The sequence below is a fragment of the Kitasatospora sp. NPDC085895 genome (assembly GCF_040702125.1).
Lineage (GTDB): Bacteria > Actinomycetota > Actinomycetes > Streptomycetales > Streptomycetaceae > Kitasatospora > Kitasatospora arboriphila.
Genome location: NZ_JBFBJY010000123.1, coordinates 1 through 14988, shown reverse-complemented (window position 1 = coordinate 14988; position 14988 = coordinate 1). Strand labels below are relative to the sequence as shown.

Here is a 14988-nt window from a genome sequence, read left to right as displayed (position 1 = left end):
CGGCACCAAACGCCAGGCGCACCCGCTGACCAGCACATACAGGACGGTGTCCACGACCAGTCGGCGCGAGAACTTCAACGGCCGCCCGCCCCGGCACGGATCCCGCTCCGGCAGCAGCGGCTCGATCACCAACCACTGAGCATCCGTCAGCGACGAGGCATAGGACGGCTTGCACGCGCAGACACACATGGTGGTGATCTTCGTGGACGAGCCGCCCACGAAGATCACCACCGTCGACTCGCACCACGCAGTTGATCAGTTACCCAACACTTTCTCAGCCTTGGCGTGCAGGATCGTCAGGAACATCCCCCATCCGGCATCGTGGATCGACTTGTTCAGGCCGGCCTTGGCCGCCGCCCCGTTCGGCAGGAAGCCGCCCGGCTGCTCGGGGTCGGGCCTCGGGGCGGGAGCCCTGACCATGCTGCGGATCCTGAGGTCTTCGTGGGCGATGAAGTCGTGTGCGCGGACCAGGCCGAGGGCGGTTTTGTGGGCGTGGTCGAGGCGCTGTCGGCGGACCTTGCGGTGCACTCGGGCCACGCTCTCCACCGCCTTGCGGCGGCGCTTCTGATCTTGTCGGCTCGGGGTGACGTCATGGTGGTGTGAGAGCCAGTCCGGTCTCGGCGATGAAGCCGTCGAGCAGGTCGGGGCGGTACTGCATCTTCTTCAGCCGGGTACGGACCTGGGCGGCGAGTTGGTCGGTGGTGCAGGCGGCGAGGTTGCCCAGGCTCTTCTTCAGATGTGCCCAGACGCCCTCGTCGGGGTTCAGTTGCGGGCAGTACGGCGGGAGCCGGTAGGCCGTCAGCCACGGCCGCGCGGCGAGGAGAGCGCGCATCGCGGCGTCCTTGTGGATCGTGGCGTTGTCCCAGATCAGCACGATGTCACGGCCGCCGAGCTGATGGTGGGCCGCGTCCAGCAGCCGGGCCAGATCCAGTTCTTCGAAACCCTTCTTCTCACCCTTGCGGTGGTGATGGACCAGCATCCGAAAGACCAGACGGGCCCGCTCCTCGGGCCGGACACAGATCATGGAGGCCAGCGAGATTCGCCCCGAGCCGCTGCCCGTCACCTCTACTACCGGCGTGTCTCCACGGCGGGACCAGGTCCGGGCCTTCGGCGGGCGAAGTCCTTGCCCGGCCTCGTCGCTGAGTAGGCCCGGGGCGCGGTGCCGGGATTGCTCCCGGTCCGTTTCCCCGGACCTCTCGCCGAACCCGCCGTGCGCCTCTCGACGCAACGGGCTCTCCACGGTCTCTGCCGTCAGGTGGTTGCAGTGGCCCAGGGGGTGGGGATCGTGTTGCCGCGGTAGCGATACCGGGTGACCGGGATCGCGCTGATCTTCCGCAACTCGATCTCGCCCGCGCTGATCGGCAGCCACCGCCCGGTGGGAGTGGTGAGCCGTCTGCGGACGTCCGACCAGTTCCAGTGATGCCGCTCCTGCAGCAGCCGGATGACCCGCCACCAGACGAGGTTGTCCAGATTGCTGAAGGTGCGCTTCGCAACGGCATGCCTGAAGTAGTTGGCCCATCCGTGGGTGACCCTGTTCAGATTGATCAGCACCACGGCCAGGTCCTGCTGCGATGTTCTGTGGGTGAGGGTACGGATCTTCGCCTTCACGGACCGGAGAGGCCGGTCGGCGATGAAGGTGTAGACGTACCACTTGTCCGTTCCTCTCTTGCGGCGCCGCTGGATGTGGAACCCCAGGAAGTTGAACCCCTCGCTCAGGTGCACCAGTTGGGTCTTGGCTTCCGAGAGCCGCAACCCCATCGGTGCAAGGACCTGGGCGATCTCCTCGCGCAGTGCCTCGGTGTCCTGCCTGGTCCCCTTGACCAGGACGACGAAGTCGTCCGCGTAGCGGACCAGCCGCCACGAGGGCAGGCCTTTGGCGCTCCGCCGTTCGCGGCGACCGCTGGTGGACAGCTCCCCGTCAGGCTCCCATGCCCGGTGCAGGTGCTCGTCGAGCGCCGACAGGGCGATGTTCGCCAGGAGAGGGGAGATGATGCCCCCTTGCGGTGTGCCGGTGAAGGTCTCCTGCTGTTCCCCGAGCTCCGTGAGGAGGCCGGACTTCAGGAATGCCTTCACCAACGCCAGCACCCGCTTGTCCTTGATCCGCATCCGGACCCGGTTCATCAGCGCGACGTGGTCGATCTCGTCGAAGCACGCCGCGATGTCCGCGTCGAGCACCCATCGATAGCCGTGGGTGCCGTAGAAGTGGATCTCGGCAATCGCGTCCTGGGCCCGCCGTTTGGGCCGGAAGCCGTAGGAGACCGGCTTGAAGTCGGCCTCGAAGATCGGCTCCAGCACCAGTTTCAGCGCGGCCTGGACGACCCGGTCGGCGATCACGGGAATCCCCAGTCGCCGAACCTTCCCCGACCCGCCCGGTTTGGGAATCTTGCGCTCCCGCACCGGTAGCGGCCGGAACGAGCCCTGCCTCAGCTGGGCCCGTAGGCCGTCAAGGAACCCGGGCACCCCGAAGCGCTCCTCGACGTCGGCGGCCGTCAGGCCGTCCACGCCGGGAGTGCGGGCTCCCCGGTTGCCGGCGACCCGGTCGAACGCCGCGATCAGCGTCGCCGGGTCGTGCACGAGGTTGAACAGATCATCGAACCGGCGACCGGGATCGGCCGCCGCCCAACGGTGAAGCTTGGCCTGCATCTCCGATACCCGCTGGCGTGGACCCGGCGGGGCTTCGTCCAGCAGGGCACCGCTGTTCAGCGGTGCGTCTTTCGGCGTTGCAGTCTCCTTCCCTCCTCGATACCGCTGCCGCCCTTCCCCATGCACCGGGCTCTCCCCGGCTCGGAGTACTACGGCGGCTCCGCCCCACCCGGACCGTTCGGCGGTCGATGCGCCTATCCCCATCCGGGCACTGGCTGTGCACGGCGAGGGAGTTGAGAGCGGGTGGTTCCCGTGTTCACTGTGATTCGCTCGTTGGAGTAGGAGCCCGACTGTGTCCCTGCGGCATTGCCACGAGTACGCCGTAGACCTTCCTCGTGGCCTCCCGGACGGCTTCGAAATACCGGCCAAGGAGTTCCCCACCGCCATCCGGCAGCGGGTACGCACCGCCTCCGGCCCAGATCCGCCAGGTTCGAGCCGGTGTATTGGTTGAGAGACGTAAAGACGCCGGTTCCTCGCGTACTCCTCTCCATCCCGCTCGCCGGACCCGCACCATCTGGCAGTACTGGCACGTCCCGGCTTTGTCAGGGCCGCTCCCGCCCTCCCCGGCATCACCCGGATCAAGCTTCCCTCAGCTCCACCTCCCTGCTACGACAGGTCAGCGGTGAAGGTCTCTCACCCCCACACGAATCACAGCGCCTCACGGCGCAACTCGAAGCACAGCCATGCGTCCCGGACCCTCACCGTCTTTCCACCCGTGGCCAGGTCTCTTTCACCCAGGTCGCCACCGCCCGCTCGTCCCGCTCGACGGCCCGGTGCTGCGGCACCTGCACGCTGAAGCCCATCTCGTGCAGGATCCGCGCGGTCTGCTTGATGCTGAACCGCACATGGAAACGGCGCGCGATCACCGTCGCCACCCGTGCCAGCGTCCAGCGCTGGTCCTCCACCCAACCGTGCGCGGCCGGTCCCTGCTTCAGCGCCTCCTCCAGCCAGGCCCGCCACTCCGGTCTCATCCGCGACGGCCGCCCGCTCGGTCCCTTGGACGCCAGCGCGTCGGCGCCGCCCTCCGCCCAGCGCGCGTGCCAGGCATAGGCCGACTTACGCGAGACCCGCAACCGCTTGGCCACCTGCGGGGGCGCGATCCCTTCCTCGAACATGCCGGCGGCCTCCAGGCGCACCAGCTCCCGCCGGGCCCGCTCCCGCGCGGTCAGGCCACCACCATCGGGATACCTCATACCTCCGGCCTACACCCACACCGGACAGCCCTCACCCCGAACCGACAAGATCAGTTGCTGCCGCGCTTGTACCGGGCCAGGGCCTGCTGCGCGGCTTCGAGCTTCGCGGCGGCGGCGCGGGCGTGGCGCGGGTTGGGCACGAACCCACCGTCGGAGTCGGCGAGGAAGTTGGCCAGGCTCAGGTCGATGCCGACCGTGCTGCCGGTCGGCTCCAGCGGTTCGGGCCGGGCCTGGTCGGCGGTGAGGACGACGTACCAGCGCTTGCCCTCGCGCTTGATGCCGATCGTCTTGATGGTGCCGGCCACCGGGTGCCGGTGCACTTTGACGTGGCCGATGCCCTGCAGGCGGACGCGGGTGACGGGGTCGTTGGGGGTGGCATCCCATCGGCAGCCGTCGCCGTCCTTCGGCCACTCCACCGTATCGAACCGCTTGTGTGAGCGAAAACGCGGGTAGCCGGGCTTCTCACCGGCCTTGACCCGGCGGAAGAACGCCGCGAACGCCTTGTCCAGACGCCGCAGCGTGGCCTGCTGCGAGGAGAACGACCAGCGGCCCTGACCCGGGTCGGAAGGCCCGGATGTCCTTGAGCTGCGCGGACTGCTGCCCGTAGCGGACGGTCGTCCGGCTGGCGTGCCGGTAGGCGTCGCGGCGTTCCTGGAGTGCGGCGTTGTACAGCGCGCAGTGATCCCGCAGCATCGCCGACAGCGCCTGTTCCTGGCCCACGGTGGGCCTGATCAGGAACTTGTACGCACGGATCACCCGGCCCACCCGGCCCACCCCCTCCAAGATCACGGCCAGCGACATCACTCTACCGAGCGCCACCGACAACCACGTTGGCTCCGCCGCTGCGCGGCTCCGGGCCAAGGATGCGTTTCCCTCCCCGGCCGAAGCCGGGGATACCCACGCAAGATCAGGGATGGGCCGCGACAACCAGCAGCACGGGTATCCGGGACCTGCGTCTGGTTTGCTCTTTGGGCTGGTCGCCCGTAGTTCCTCCCCTGCAGCTCGACCATGGACCTCGGATCGGTCCTACCGGGCTGAGGGCGGCCATGATCCGTCCCCGTCGGACACGGGCGTAGGCCCGGAGCGATCCGCTCGAAGGCCTCGGTCCTGGGCCGGTTTGCAGCTGCAGGATCCGTGAACGCACGAGCAGCGTCTGTCGGGGTCGAGGTAGCCGCCCTCGAGGCGCAGGCCGCCGGGGCAGGCGTGGTGTGCTCCGAGCTGGCACTCAGCCGTTGTGTAGCGTCCGCCGAGGCTGTAGTCGAAGGTGACCTGGATCGGCCGGTTCTCGCCGGGAGGCCAGTGGATCACGGCGCGGCCGTGTGGCTGGTGCAGGCGACGATGACCCAGCCGAGCGGCGCGCTGGCGTCTTTCGGCGTGGTGTAGGCGTGACCGGCGGGCCGGAGCGGGCCCTGGCACGTCTCGTCTGCACGCCAGCAGGACGTGCCTCGCAGCTGTGGTGGGGTGAGGTGTGCGGCAGCCGTGGTGTCGAGGACGACCGGCGGCGGTGTGAAGCGGTCTGGCGCCGGTGGAGGCAGTCTTTCGGTCACGGGAGCTGGTTCCCTTCTTGTCCTCGTCCTGTGGATGCGGGCGCCAGCGTACCGATACGTATCGATACGTGTCGAGACGTATCTCAAAGTGTGAGGTCGTAGCGCTCCTCATAGCGTCGCTGTATGGACTACGGCCCGGACGACACCATCGACTACGAGGCTCCCCTCACGCCCTACCGGCAGCTCGCGGCCATCCTGCGAGCGCGGATCACCCGCGGCGACTGGCAGCCCGGTCGGGCCATCGCATCCGAGGCGCAGCTGGTCCAGCAGTACGGCCTGGCCCGCAGCACGGTGCGTCGCACTATCGCCCTGCTTGTGGAGGAGGGCGACCTCTTCGTCGTCCCGCAGCGCGGCACGTATGTAGCGGCTACCTCCAAGCAGTGACGACCAGGGGTGGTGAGGGGATAATCGTCGGCATGGCGCACTCATCCTCCGTAGCCGCGGTCCCGTCTTCGGGCGAGGTACTGCGCGCGCGGTACGCCGGTAGACTGCCGAGCTCGCTGAGCGACTTGCGCGGCCCGGTCGATGGCAGGGTCGAGCTGCCGATTCACGTCGCCTGGTCGGGCCTGCGGAGTTATGACCTCGCCGATTCGAGGCTTCGCATGAGCTTCTACCGTCAGGTCCTGGGCGAGGGTCAGCAGGCCGATGTGGTCGCTCTCCTCAATCGCGGTCTGCTGATTTCCCAGTGGCCCGTTCTGCGGAATCTGGTCAGTCGGCACGTCCGGCAGGTCTGGGAGGATACGTTTCCTGAGCTCGCCACTCACGGGTCCGCCGCGGCGTGAAGCTGACCGACCTGCACCGCCGGCTGCTTCGCGATGTCCTGACCATCGGCATGCGCTATCCGCTCGTGATCACTGGCGGCTATGCGGTCCAGGCGCACGGTCTTGTCCAGCGGCTCAGCCAAGACCTCGACGTCGCGACAGAGAATCCCGCGCCGATGGCCGATATCGCGCGGGATCTCGAGACCGGTCTGGCGGCGCGGGGCTGGACAGTGACCGTGGTCAGCACGGATCCGCTCTCCGCTCGGCTGGTGGTTCGCGACCAGTCCGGCGAGGAGTGCGAGGTCGATGTCCTGAAAGAGAACTTCTGGGACCGACCGTATGAATCGGCCCACGGTCCCGTGCTCGGTTTCGACGATGTGATCGGCACGAAGGTACGGGCGCTGGCCGACCGCGGAGCCGCCCGTGATCTGATCGATGTCAAGGCAGCGTCCGGCTTCCGCACGCTTCGGGACCTCGAGCGGCTCGGCACCCGTCACGGACGCGACGAGTTCCGGCTGGAGGATCTCCGGGACCGCCTCTCCGGCGCCCAGTGGTATGCGGATGAGGAGTTCGCCGCCTACGGTCTGAACGATACGGAAATCGAAGACCTGAGGGCCTGGGCCCAGTTGTGGTCGGATGACATCGACCAACGCCTATCGGGCGGCTACGAGGTCGACTGAACGTCGCAGTAGCGAGCCGGTATCCATCAGGCAGCGAAAACAGCAAAACCTCACCGCCTGTTGACGGTGAGGCTCCACGTCGGCGCAGATTCGGTGCCATCCCTCACCACCTCGTCGGCATCGTGACAGCGATGACTGGAATGCTCCGGAAGCTGGCCTTCCGCTGTTCGATGGTCCGAGGTCGCCTACGACGCACCCGGGCATGCGGGGCATACCCCGGCAGCTCAGAGCCCGTAGCCGCGCCGCGCTTGGTTCGCGACCACCAGAGCCAGACCGGCTTGCTGACTCCTCCGGAGGGCAGTTTCTCAACGGCCAGGCGGATGACGGCGCCCTCGATGATGGGCAGTGGCCCGTCGCGGCCAAGCCAGGCCACCGGGCGGATGAGCCGGGGATGGAGCCGTGTCCCAGGCTTGCGAGGTGGCCTTCGCCCGTGGTCGTCACGGCCTGCTCGGACCCGAGTAGAGGGGTCGCCGAAGACGAACTCACCGCCGCGCTTGGGCAGGCGCCCGCCTTTCGGGTCGTAGACGCGCGGTGGTGTCGGCCGTCGCATGACCCGGTCGCAACGGAGCCGCCTGAGGATCTGCACCGGCAGGCCCCCAGGAGATGGGCGATGCGAGGTGCGTCGTATCCCGAGTCCAAGACGACCAGGATCTCGTGGTCTCCTTCCCGCCACTGGCCAGCGGCGATGAGTCGTTCGGCGACCTCTCAGATCTGAGCGGTGGACACGGCGCGACATCGGCGCCTGGCTCCAACCGGACCGCGTCCAGAACGGCGGTCCAGGAGGTGCGGCTGGCCTCCAGTGCGGCCACGACCGGTACGGCCAGCCCGAGATCATCCGGTGCTCGTTCCGGCCCCGACCGTAGGTATGGCAGAAGGAACGGTCCGGGCAGGTCACGGCGTCCGGCCGTAGCCAGGGCGATACGTCGACGGCCAGGACCAGTCGACCGTCAGCCGCTCTCGGCAACGGCAGGCCAACCAGGGCGCGACGGAGCCAGCCGAAGTCGACCCGCCCCTGATTGAGCCCGCCGTACAGGCTCCGCGACCCCGGCGGCGTTCCGGTGCGAGCGCGAGATCCACCAGCGTTTTGACCGGGCCCGCCGAGGGGGCTTGGGGTTCGATGTCGGTGTAGCCCTTCAAGCGCAGGATCCCCGCGCACAGCCGTTCCGCTATGGTCTGGCCAAGTCTCCAATGGACAACGGGGTCGCCCTACGCGGTGCCCGGCCCCTGGGTTGTCCCGACCGTCCTGACCGCGTCCTCGACCCGGGCAGCACTGGTCGGTTCTTCTTCCAGCCGTCCGTTGCATGCCGCAATTCCGTCCCCGGCCCGCGCCCTTTGACTTGGCCCAGGTTGAGGGGACGGCCGCTTCCCCTCCTACTTCGCTGCACCCTCGAGCACCTGCGTTGCGCCCTGCTCCTCCTGGTACCGGGCCTCCAGGTTCCCCCAGTACCTGCGCAGCGACTGGACGCTGACGGGGCCGGTTCCGCTCTGCCCGGTCTGGCCGAACTCCCGGTAGATGAAGTCTGCGAACAGGTGCTTTTCGGGTTGCTGGCCGTGCCGGTCGACGTAGTGGCGGTAGTAGCTGTAGAGCTGCTCCTCGCGGGACTGGCTCTCCTCGGGCCCGGCGATGCCGGGTGCTGCGGGCTGGGTGGTGGTGCTGGAGTCCGGGATGGGGGTCTCGGCGGAAGCCGGCTGCACAACCTGCGGGGCGGCCGGGGAAAGGACCGGTCCTGTGCTGTTCTGGGCGAGGTCGGAGGCTGCGACTGGTTCCTCTTCTTCCTCTTCCTCGGGGACGGACGCGGCATCGTCCTGGGCAGTGGCCTCCACTGCGGCGGCCGCGATGCCGACGGCCAGGCCCGACTGCGTGGGTTCGGGCTTGTCGTCCGCCACCGTCACGGGCTCGCGGGCAGGGCCTTCGGCATCCTGGCGGTCCGCGGTGCCGTGCGTTCCTCGGACGAGCTCGGCGTGGCTGCTGGCGGCGGCTTCACCGACCGGCGACGCGATCGCGGTGAACAGACCGCCGAATGCAGAGTCGGACAGGCCCGCCGCAGCAAGCCCCTGGGGCGCGGTGGTGTAGATGGGAACACCGAGCTTCGCCAGGCGCAGGGGCAGCACCGTTGCGCGCGGCGCGGTCTTGGCCCAGTCCTTGCCGTACTCGTCCTCCAGCAGCATCGCGTAGGCCAGCCGCATCTGCTCCAGTCGCACTGCGTCGTCGACGGAGCGGATCTCCCAGAGCATCATCCGGCGCCACATGGCGAACGTCCGGAAGGGCGACAGAATCCACCGCATGAAGCGGACGGACTCCATGCGGCGGCTGTCCTTGAGCTTCGCGAGACGGCTGATGGCGTGGCGGCCGGCCTCGGCGATGACGACGAACAGCAGGGGGATGACGGCGTGCATGCCGACACCGAGCGGGTGCGGCCATGCGGATGCCGCGTTCATGGCGATCGTTGCGACGGTCAGCAGCCAGGCCGTCTGCCGCAGTAGGAAGAACGGGATGCGTAGCCAGCTGAGGAGCAGGTCCAGGGCGAGGAGGGCGATGATGCCGACGTCGATGCCGATGGGGAAGAGGGTGGAGAAGCGGCCGAAGCCCTGCTCGACGGCGAGCTCGCGTACTGCCGTGTAGGACCCCAGGAAGCCGATGCCTGCGATCGTCACCGAGGCAATGGCCACGATGGCAATCAGGAACATGTGGATGGCGGTCAGTTTGGGCCTTGCCACGGTGTCTCCTCCCCTGTGCGCGGATGGTGCGTGATCGCGAGGGCACAGCTTTTCATGCGCTGCCATTCTTTACCGAATTTGATGTCTGAGGGGCCGACAAAGAGGCACATTCCGGTGTTGGCGGTGGCATTCGGCAGCGTTGCGTGCGGGGTGGGGTGGTGTGTGTGGCCGCCGGCGAGAGGCCCTGTGGGGCGCCTGGGGTGTTGCTTGGGACGTCCCGGGAGCGTCGCTGAGGAGAGTCGGCCCGAGGTCGGGCGGGCTGGCCGGGATGCGGGGGAACGATACGACGGGGTTGCACTGGCGTGCCGATGCACGGAGGGCCTTGGCGCTGCGACCGGAGTCCCGTCGGCCGCGACTACACATGGTCACCTGGCCCGGCGTTCTGTCTGTCCCCGGCAGCGGCGCCACTTGCTGCGCAGCATGTGCCGGACGCCGCCCGGTGGGTTGCGCTGAGGGTGGGGCATTGCGCAGGTGCTGCGCAGCGGGGGCCGTCTGAAGCGCAGCGTGGTGCGCAGCTGGTGCCCTCTCGGGTGCGCAGCGTGTGCCGGTGGATTGCGCGTCGGGCGGGTGCTGCTGGGGCGGGCCGTGCCTGCGGCGCTGTGGTTGCGCAGTCGGCAGCCGACGGTCTCTACTCTGCGCACAGGGCGGCCGGGGTGGTCTCGAGGTGCCTGCGCATCATGAGGCCGCCGCCTGCGCATCACATGCTTGACCTGCATGTTTCTTGTAGGGGCAGGGGTGTTCGGGTGCCTGCGGCGCATCTGGGGGTTCGGGCGGATTTCCGCGATGCGCGCAGTCGGCGGGAGGGCGGTGCGCAGCCTTGGCCGGCGGATCCTTGTATGCATGTGGGCACGCATGGCCGTAGCCGCGCCGGTTGCAGGAGGGGCGGGTGCGCGGTCTGCAGATCTGCGCAGCTGGCGGTGTGGCGGTGCGCAGCTGCTGGTCTGCCGACTGCGCTGCCTTCAAGGCTGGCTGCGCACTGTGGGGTGTGTGGCTGCGCACCGGGTGGCGGGGATCGGGGCCGTCGCGTGGTTGTCTGCGCTGGTGGTCACGGTGGGTGAGGTGCTGGTTCCTGGGTGCGTGGAGCGTGCTTGTCCTGCTGGCTCGTGCTCTGGGCATTCGGCCGCTGGGCTGGGTCTTCGGAGGTCGGGAGGGGTTCGCCTGGGCGCGGGGTGGGGTGCAGGCTGCTGGTGGGTCGGTGCCGAGGGCAGGGCGGCTGTTGGGTTCCGCTGCTGGCGGCTTGCGGCCGCGAGTCCCGTTGGACCAGGGGGTCGCGGCATCGTGGGGTCTCGGTGTGCCTGCCGAGGGCACTGCCCGCTGTCGGCCGGTTATTTCGCCCGCGCTATTTCGCGGGAGGCCTGGCGGAATCGGTTATTCCGACGGAATATCATCGGCGGTTTCTCTGGGTGGAGTTGCGCCGGGGGAACCCGAGAGCGTCCGCGACGGCTGCCACGTCCTGGAGTGAGGGGCTGGTGGGTGCGTGGAAGCGGAGGGGGCGCTGCTTCACGATCGTTTCCTTGAACCTGATGCTGCGCCGGACGAGGGGGAGCAGGTGGGGGCCCCACTGGTCGTTGGTGCGGATGGTCCTGATGACGTCGTCGGTGATGGCGCCTGCCTTGCGGTCGACGTTGCCGTGGCTGTCGAGGGGGATGTTCGTGGCGAGGATGTGGGCGATGTGGGCGTGGAAGCCGAGGCGGCGGAGTTTGGTGCGGCCGCGGTCCAGGGTGGTCTCGAGGTCGGTGAGGCCGATGACGTACTTGTATTCGTCGTTGACGCAGCCGATGACGTGGGGTGCGACGAGGACGACGGACAGCAGGAGGATGCCGAGGGTGGGGCCGCAGTCGAAGAGCATGGCGTCCCAGCGGCCTGTGGGGAGCTGTTCGTCGATGATGTTTTGGAGCCAGAGGATGCCGGCGGGGTCGTTGCCGAGGGTGACTTCGGCGTCGGCCATTTCGGGTGTGCCGATGACGAGGTCCAGGTTGGGGATGGTGCGGAAGGCGTCGTCGGTCTGGCCGTCGGTGATGCGGTAGCGGGCTGGAGCGATGGCTTCGAGGAGCTTGTTGTCGCCGGTGAGGACGCTGAAGACGGTGGCGTGTCCGGGTGGGGGGTCCTGGTAGCCGAGGAGGTGGGAGGCGCTGCGCTGGGGGTCGATGTCCCAGATGAGGGTGCGGTGGCCGCGGTTGGCGAGTTCGACGCCGAGGTTGACGACGCCTTGGGTTTTGCCGGCGCCGCCGGACTGTCCGGAGAAGGCGTAGGAGCGGGGAAGCCCTTGTGGGGCGGGTGGCGGGATGGTGAGCACGAGGGGCCTCCTGAGTGCTGGTTATTCCGTCGGAATATCGGCAGCGGGTGCCTTGGTGTGCAGCCGGGCTTGTTCCCAGGGGGTGGGTTGGTAGCCGGCGTGGCGGGTGAGGTGCTCGACGTAGGTTCGGTCGGCCGTGGTCCAGGGGCGCGCTGTCTGTCGGGTGCGCTGTTCCAGGGCGGCGAGTGCGATCGCGAGGGCTGCCTGGTTGGCGGCTTTGGGTGCGGGCTGGTCGAGGAGATCGGCGAAGGGCCGGCGGGGCGTCTTGAGGGCGGGCTGCGCTGACGTGAGCCAGGTCCGGGCGAGGCGGTGGGCGCCGGGGTCTGCGAGGAGGATTCCTGCTGTGAGGAGGCGTAGGACTTCTCGGGGGTTGGGTGTGGCGGTGGCTTGCAGGAGCAGTCGGCAGGCTTCCGCGCGGCGCCCGGGGGCGTCGTCCACGTCAGTGTCGTCTGTGGATGGCTCGGTGGCCGGCGTGGCGGCTTCGTGTGTGGGTGGGTCGGCAGTGGGGTGCTGCCCTCCCACCTGCTGGGTTGCTCCGGGATGGGCCTCTGCCGAAATGCCGGGCGTCGGGAAGCAGGAAGGCGGCTCACTGTCGTTGTCCTGCGCGATGTCGCCTGTGACCTGCACGGTTCCGAGGTGGGCCAGCGCCGCCGGGGCGGTCACGCCGTGGCTCCTCATACGATCGAGGACGACGGTCTGCCGGTGGTCTCCGAAGGGCAGCGCACCGGCAATGAGCTCGGCGTCCGCCGTGCGGAGGTCCCCGGCCATGACGGCGTCGCGCAGGTCGTCGACGAGGTGGAGGAGCTTGAGCCTGCGCGAGATGTGCGGCTGCCGGCAGCCGACCTGCTCGGCGATCTCGGTCTGGGTGAGTCCGTCCTCCAGGGCACCGTGAAAGCCGAGGGCCTCCTCGATGGGGTTCAGCTTGATGCGGCGCAGGTTCTCCGGGAGCGCGAGGACACGGGCTCGGTCGATCTTGTCGTTCCGCAGCCGGCACGACACCTCGTCGAGTCCGGCGCGGGCGCATGCTGCGTGCCGGTTGTGGCCGATGAGGATGACGTAGTCGTCGGGGCGCGCCTTGGCCAGGGATTCTGTGAGGAGGGTGCGCTGGCGGGGTGCTGTGGTGAGGCGGTTCGTCCAGTAGGCGAGGAACGGGCCGATGTCGGCGATCATCAGGTCCTGGAGGAGACCTTCGGCCTTGATGGAGTCGGCCATCGCGTCGATTTCGGCATCGTCGTGGACGAGTCTGGGGTTGAAAGGGTTTGCCCAGAGCTTGTGCAGCGGCACTGGCCGGCCTGCGGTGTCGGATGGTGTAGATGACGGCGCTCGGTCGTCGTCGGGGATGTCCCAGATCGACCGGCGTCGGGGTGAAAGGTCCATCGTCGGTCCGCTGGCGCCTGCCATGTGTCCACCTCCGGCTCTGACGGTGTTTCGAGCCGACACTAGAGCGCGCCGCGGCCGGTTCCTGGCGGTGACGCGGTCATCCTTTTCGGGCTGGCCAGCGTGCGGGTGAGGGACGGGGAGCGCAAGGAACAGCGTGTTGGTCCTCGGATCTGGGCGTAACGGCGCTGGGCTCGGAGGCCTGTGGCGTCGCCGACATGCCTGTCACACCCTCGGTCTCGGCTCCGCTGCTCCACGCGACGGTCGCCACCACCGTGCCGCACCGTGGGCCACTGCAGATCAGTGCGTGGCGGTACGAGCGGCAGTGATCGATCTGCGGCGAGGATCAGTTCCAGGGCCTGGCTCTCGTCGACGGCACGGCGGACAGCCTGGCGCAAGTCGCCCCGGGCAGCCCGCGCATGGCACGACGGGGCTGCCCTGGACGACATCCGCCAGGCTGCGCCCTTTGTGCACCTGACCGGACGGTTCGAGGCGCCCGATTTGGATCCCGCGCAGCTGACGGAGTCCGAGTGGCAGCACCTGCGGCGCGAGGCGGGGGAAGTGGAGTACGCCTGGCAGAAGACGTACCGCGCGCTGATCGAGGTGTCCTACGCCGAGCCGGTGCTGCGCGCCCTCTACCCGTTCACGGGCCCACTGGGCGCTGCGCTTCTCGGCGACCACCCGCCCGCGGCTGGCCGTGGTCGGGCCGTGTCTGACGGCGAACAGCGACGGCACGTACGGGGTGAGCCGGAGTCTCACCAGCCAGGATCTCGGTCGATTCGCCACGCCAGGCGAGGCCGTGGCACTGGCCATGCGTCGGCTGCCGGCCGACCTCGGTCCTGTCATGCTCGGCTAATTACAGCGGTCGGCGCTGGCACAGCATCCTGGTGCCAGCGGTTCCTCGTTCTCCGTTCGCGGGGTCGGCCGCATGCTGATGGAGGCGCGTCAGCCGTGGGGTCGGCCGAGTTTGTCCGCTTCGTGTGGCAAAGCGCCCTCGCAGACCTGGCTGTGTTGGTTGGAGCTGGCCGATCCGATGCCGTTGGTTGCCCGTCGGGAGATTGGCTCGTTCGTGTTCTGTCACGTGACTGGGTGCGTTGGGAGGCCTCGGTCTGCGACGGAGCTCTGGTCTGCCGTCGCCGTAGGGCCTGTTGTGAAAGACCTGGTCGCGGAGGGTCCGGGTACATAGGTGGCGTCGTTGTCAGTGGCGCTGTGCATGATCGGCGCGTCAGCTCTTCGCGTAGATGGGGAAGTGCCATGCCGATCACTAACCAGCAGGTACTGGGACACGCATTCCTGCGGGAGATGTTCAACGACTCGTACTTCCCTGATCAGGTGGTCGACCAGGGCAGGACGATCCTGCTGCAACTGTGCGAGCGCATCGAGGCCGAGCTGCCGTCGGGTCTGGAGAACTTGTATGCGCTCACCCGGGCTGCCACGGAGGAGTTCAACCTGCTGGACATGGAGTTCATGGCGGCTGGGAGCGGGATCGAGACGGTTGCGCGCGAGTGGATCTGCGACGAGTTCTGCTTCGTCGCGTCGGCATACGGGTTCACGGACGCGGATGCGGAGAAGCTGTCCGCCGGCCGGGACTGGTGAACGAGGACGGGAGGACCGCCCCGGTCAGAGCCATTCGTTGAGAGCTGCGATCAGCACGGTCGCCTCGTAGCGGACGGCGAGCTTGTCGTACCTGGTGGGTGCGCCACGAGGCGCCGTGGAGTCGAGTGAGGTGAGAGACCTGCACCGCCGGGTTGTCGCAGCAACCTGGTTGAAGCT

Annotated in this window: 13 protein-coding genes and 3 pseudogenes; 6 read left to right on the top strand and 10 right to left on the bottom strand. The window is 68.4% G+C overall.

Annotated features, from left to right (window positions below; genetic code table 11):
- From AB0442_RS38930 to AB0442_RS38905, 6 genes and pseudogenes are all read right to left on the bottom strand, one after another.
- On the bottom strand, positions 1-189 hold a 189-nt coding region (locus AB0442_RS38930; RefSeq protein ID WP_366168261.1), incomplete at its 3' end, for a transposase.
- Between the two features lie 66 nt (positions 190-255).
- Positions 256-555, bottom strand: a pseudogene (locus tag AB0442_RS38925) (transposase); the annotation flags it as partial.
- A 34-nt stretch (positions 556-589) separates the two neighbouring features.
- Complete coding sequence (locus tag AB0442_RS38920) at positions 590-1240, bottom strand: transposase (RefSeq protein WP_366168259.1); 651 nt, start codon at positions 1238-1240, stop codon at positions 590-592.
- A gap of 11 nt (positions 1241-1251) precedes the next feature.
- Positions 1252-2643: a group II intron reverse transcriptase/maturase gene (ltrA, locus tag AB0442_RS38915; RefSeq protein ID WP_366168258.1), complete on the bottom strand. Its 1392-nt coding sequence runs from the start codon at positions 2641-2643 to the stop codon at positions 1252-1254.
- 698 nt (positions 2644-3341) lie between these two features.
- Positions 3342-3836 carry a winged helix-turn-helix domain-containing protein gene (locus tag AB0442_RS38910; RefSeq protein ID WP_366168257.1) on the bottom strand — a complete coding sequence of 165 codons (495 nt, stop codon included), beginning with the start codon at positions 3834-3836 and terminating at the stop codon, positions 3342-3344.
- A 62-nt stretch (positions 3837-3898) separates the two neighbouring features.
- A pseudogene (locus AB0442_RS38905) lies at positions 3899-4592 on the bottom strand (transposase); the annotation flags it as partial.
- Positions 4593-5506: 914 nt separating this feature from the next.
- Here AB0442_RS38905 and AB0442_RS38900 point away from each other — a divergent pair.
- Genes AB0442_RS38900 through AB0442_RS38890 form a run of 3 tightly spaced genes read left to right on the top strand, consistent with a single transcriptional unit; the run spans position 5507 to position 6824 of the window.
- On the top strand, positions 5507-5767 hold the full coding sequence (locus AB0442_RS38900; protein ID WP_366168256.1) for a GntR family transcriptional regulator: 261 nt from the start codon (positions 5507-5509) through the stop codon (positions 5765-5767).
- Between the two features lie 32 nt (positions 5768-5799).
- Positions 5800-6165, top strand: coding sequence for a hypothetical protein (locus AB0442_RS38895; protein ID WP_366168255.1), 366 nt, complete (start codon positions 5800-5802; stop codon positions 6163-6165).
- Positions 6162-6824 (top strand): nucleotidyl transferase AbiEii/AbiGii toxin family protein, encoded by a 663-nt coding sequence (locus AB0442_RS38890; protein WP_366168254.1) that lies wholly within the window; start codon positions 6162-6164, stop codon positions 6822-6824. Before AB0442_RS38895 ends, AB0442_RS38890 begins: the two co-directional genes overlap by 4 nt.
- 103 nt (positions 6825-6927) lie before the next feature.
- On the opposite strand, the gene AB0442_RS38885 is transcribed toward AB0442_RS38890, so the two are convergent.
- The 4 genes from AB0442_RS38885 to AB0442_RS38870 all read right to left on the bottom strand — a co-directional run bounded on the left by AB0442_RS38885 (position 6928) and on the right by AB0442_RS38870 (position 13239).
- Complete coding sequence (locus AB0442_RS38885; protein ID WP_366168253.1) at positions 6928-8127, bottom strand: transposase; 1200 nt, start codon at positions 8125-8127, stop codon at positions 6928-6930.
- Positions 8128-8195: 68 nt separating this feature from the next.
- Positions 8196-9542: a DUF2637 domain-containing protein gene (locus AB0442_RS38880; protein WP_366168252.1), complete on the bottom strand. Its 1347-nt coding sequence runs from the start codon at positions 9540-9542 to the stop codon at positions 8196-8198.
- A gap of 1384 nt (positions 9543-10926) precedes the next feature.
- Positions 10927-11838: a ParA family protein gene (locus AB0442_RS38875; RefSeq protein ID WP_366168251.1), complete on the bottom strand. Its 912-nt coding sequence runs from the start codon at positions 11836-11838 to the stop codon at positions 10927-10929.
- Positions 11839-11859: 21 nt separating this feature from the next.
- Positions 11860-13239, bottom strand: coding sequence for a hypothetical protein (locus AB0442_RS38870; protein WP_366168250.1), 1380 nt, complete (start codon positions 13237-13239; stop codon positions 11860-11862).
- Positions 13240-13419: 180 nt separating this feature from the next.
- Here AB0442_RS38870 and AB0442_RS38865 point away from each other — a divergent pair.
- The 3 genes and pseudogenes from AB0442_RS38865 to AB0442_RS38855 form a co-directional block, all read left to right on the top strand.
- Positions 13420-13803 (top strand): annotated as a pseudogene (locus AB0442_RS38865) (hypothetical protein); the annotation flags it as partial.
- A 109-nt stretch (positions 13804-13912) separates the two neighbouring features.
- Positions 13913-14071: a DUF6193 family natural product biosynthesis protein gene (locus tag AB0442_RS38860; protein WP_366168249.1), complete on the top strand. Its 159-nt coding sequence runs from the start codon at positions 13913-13915 to the stop codon at positions 14069-14071.
- 398 nt (positions 14072-14469) lie between these two features.
- Complete coding sequence (locus AB0442_RS38855) at positions 14470-14811, top strand: DUF5713 family protein (protein WP_366168260.1); 342 nt, start codon at positions 14470-14472, stop codon at positions 14809-14811.
- The last annotated feature ends 177 nt before the right edge of the window (positions 14812-14988 follow it).